We start from the raw sequence: 3,070 nt of genomic DNA, 5'->3' as shown, positions 1-3,070 counted from the left end.
AATTGTCTACTCCAGAACGTCTGTAGAAATTTTGTTCCAGTCGTAGAGTGCGATCGCTTCCACAAGGTAAAGTTTTGCAAATAAATTGGCAAAGGGGATCAAAATAATCTATTAAAGTTACTCTTGCTGATAGCGATGTTTGTCTTCGGGTAGATATCCCGTTATATATTATATATTCTCTTTATCGACGTTCCCATTGCTGAGGGATGACCTCAAAGTCATTAGCCAACCATTCACCTTGATTATTTTTCACCAATTGAATGGAAAATTCAATCGGATAAAAAACACCAGGTTCTGAGGTTCGCGCAGTTCCTTTAAGCCAGTAGATGCGTTGTTCTCCATTGGCTGACGATTCGGCTCTTGCTAATGTCAGCGTATTAGGCCAAGGAGAAGACCTATCAAAACTGGCTAATTTCTTCTTGTTTTCTTGGCCTTTTTCAGTAAGCCATCGATCTAATCCAGAGCGCATCGATAAGTTCCCCATTTTGCTAGCGAGTGCGCCTGTATCTCTCGTAAAAATAGAGGCAACGATGTGAGCTAAAACACTTTCTGGTGAATGGGGATCGCTGCGATTAAGCAGGTACATCCAATCTGTCAAATTGAACCAAGCTAGTTCCGGGTTGACTTCGGTAGTAAGACGGGAACCTAACTTTGATTTTAAATCAGATGAGGCTATTGAATTGGAGGGCTGGAAATTGACTCCTCTTGCTTGAGCATGGGTGTACAGAGTACATCCTGTTACTAGTAAAAATAGGGGATAAATTAGACAAATACCAGTAAATTTTGAGGGCTTTGATAAAAAGCGCATAGCAGTTTTCCCGATGGAAACGCAATTTTTATGAAAAATTAATCAGGCTAACGAGAAAGTCTCTTCTTTAACGAATTAGCCTTCTCAATGTATCTTTCGATTCGGGTGTAAAGTTTCACATCGTTGGGGTACCTGAACAGGTGAAAGATTACTGACCCTTAGTAACAATAACTCTATAAGATTTCGTGCCGCTCACCACAGCAATTCTTCTAATATTCAATTGGCTGAGTGTGCTTTCAGGATAGAGTATTACTTTCTCTTAATGTTTTGGACATTACAGCACCCAAGGATTAGCTTTGAAACAAGGCAATCTATCTCAGGAAATTTCCTGAACCAATTAGACATCTACCCATGAAGTCTTCTCAGTTGCGCTTCGGCGGATTGTCTTTCAGGATTGTCCTGACCGGAGCAATTCCTTTGGACGTTGCGTTGCTTCATGGTTTCGTCCCTGCACTCGCTTCATCCATGAGTCCATCAGTTAATGGGGCGGGTAGCCTCTTCGTCCAAGACTGAAATCCATACAATATCTCAGGTTGCACTGTTTCCCAGGATAGGGCAAACCTATTCCAGATTATCCAATAAATTGGACTATATTTTGGTCAGATTGCTTACTTTCTGCCTGAGCCGAAAATTCGCCTGATCCTGAGATACTTTATCGGGGGTGACCCTTGCCTGATTAACGGCTTGATTCAGGTTACTGGTGGTAATTTTAACTTATTTCGCCGTGAAGGGGTATCAGAGCTTTAGGAAGAAGGTAAGTTGAGGAATTCTCCAGCTTTGCCCTGCTTTCGGCGTTCCAGCCTCACTCAATTTCCAGTCCCTCTTTTCCTACCCCAGTTCCTCCGTTGAAGAAGATACCCTATCGATGAGCAAACCTCTGCGAATTTTACAAATTGTCCCTTCGATTTCTCTGGTTTACGGTGGCCCTAGCCAGATGGTACAAGGGCTTTCAGCCGCGTTGGCGTCTCAAGGAGTAGAAGTCACCGTGCTGACAACTGACTCGAACGGGGATGCTGGACAACCCCCACTGGATGTTCCCCTGGATCAACCCGTAGAGCAGGATGGCTATCAGGTGCGACACTTCCACTGCTCTCCCTTCCGCCGCTACAAGTTTTCTCTCGACTTGTTGCGCTGGCTTTGGCAACATGCTCCAGAATTTGACCTTGCCCATATTCATGCTCTCTTCTCGCCAGTCAGTACGGCAACGGCTGCGATCGCACGACACAAGAAGCTACCTTATATTTTGCGTCCCTTAGGTACGCTTGACCCAGCTGATTTACAGAAAAAGCGGCGGCTCAAGCAAATCTATGCCCTACTGCTGGAACAACCCAACTTGACGGGTGCGGCTGGAGTTCATTTCACCAGTGTTCAGGAGGCTAAGATTTCCGAGCGTTTCGGGACTCAGACACGAGATTTTGTGATCCCACTCGGAGTGACGCCCTCAGTGATGCCCCCTAAAGGAGAAGTACGGCGTCAGTTGGGTATTTCAGATAACCAACCTTTGGTGCTGTTTATGTCCCGCATCGACCCGAAAAAGGGTCTGAATTTGCTGATTCCGGCGCTGGTAAGACTGATAGCAGAGGGGCTAATTTTTCACTTTGTTCTAGCAGGAACAAATCCTCAAGATCCGGATTATGAAAATCAGATTCGGGAACAGATTCAGGCTTCACCTTTGTCATCCCACAGTACGATTACGGGCTTTGTTACGGGTGAGTGGAAGGCGGCGTTGTTACAAGATGCGGACTTATTTGTCCTCCCTTCTTACTACGAAAACTTTGGCATTGCGGTGGCGGAAGCAATGGTTGCTGGAACGCCTGTGGTGATTTCTGACCAAGTTCATATCTGGGAAGACGTCAAGGGTGCTGAGGCCGGTTGGATTTGCCCTTGTGAGGTAGATGCCCTGACTCAGGTGTTAAGGGAGTCACTTCAGGATGCTGGGGAACGGCAGCGCCGAGGAATGAAGGGTCAAGAGTATGCTTTGAGGAATTATAGTTGGGATGCGATCGCTCAGCAGACGATTCAGGTTTATCGGCAGATTCTGGCAAATCAACAATGAGTCCGCGACAGTATTTTTCAATGTGACATCCTCCTGCGGCAAATAGAAGATTATGCCGCCGGCTTCCAAACCTTACGGCTTGGGTTTCCTGGTTCTTCCCTTACGGGATTTTGACACTTGCCTAGATTGGTTTTCACCAACCCCCGGTAGATCGTCTGCACAGGCAGTTTCCTTTCCCGCAAGCCCTGCGGTACTAATGAGTTGAA

3 protein-coding genes are annotated in these 3,070 nt (G+C 46.1%); 2 read left to right on the top strand and 1 reads right to left on the bottom strand.

Annotation, left to right across the window (positions count from 1 at the left end; translation table 11 throughout):
* Positions 1–181: 181 nt before the first annotated feature.
* Positions 182–808 (bottom strand): hypothetical protein, encoded by a 627-nt coding sequence (locus tag V6C93_RS27905; protein ID WP_333479936.1) that lies wholly within the window; start codon positions 806–808, stop codon positions 182–184.
* A 351-nt stretch (positions 809–1,159) separates the two neighbouring features.
* On the opposite strand from V6C93_RS27905, the gene V6C93_RS27900 reads away from it, so the two are divergent.
* Positions 1,160–1,321, top strand: coding sequence for a hypothetical protein (locus V6C93_RS27900; protein WP_333479935.1), 162 nt, complete (start codon positions 1,160–1,162; stop codon positions 1,319–1,321).
* Between the two features lie 364 nt (positions 1,322–1,685).
* Positions 1,686–2,864, top strand: a complete 1,179-nt coding sequence (gene hpsP / locus V6C93_RS27895) for a hormogonium polysaccharide biosynthesis glycosyltransferase HpsP (RefSeq protein ID WP_349262867.1) — start codon at positions 1,686–1,688, stop codon at positions 2,862–2,864.
* Positions 2,865–3,070: the final 206 nt, after the last annotated feature.

This window comes from Allocoleopsis sp. (assembly GCF_036703385.1).
Taxonomy (GTDB): domain Bacteria; phylum Cyanobacteriota; class Cyanobacteriia; order Cyanobacteriales; family Coleofasciculaceae; genus Allocoleopsis.
The sequence above is the reverse complement of the archived record's forward strand: the minus strand, read 5'-3'. Positions and strand labels throughout refer to the sequence as shown.

Excerpts from the sequence above, each read along its gene's own strand:
- V6C93_RS27900 (WP_333479935.1), top strand. The coding sequence starts at position 1,160 with ATGAAGTCTTCTCAGTTGCGCTTCGGCGGATTGTCTTTCAGGATTGTC.
- V6C93_RS27905 (WP_333479936.1), bottom strand. The coding sequence starts at position 808 with ATGCGCTTTTTATCAAAGCCCTCAAAATTTACTGGTATTTGTCTAATT.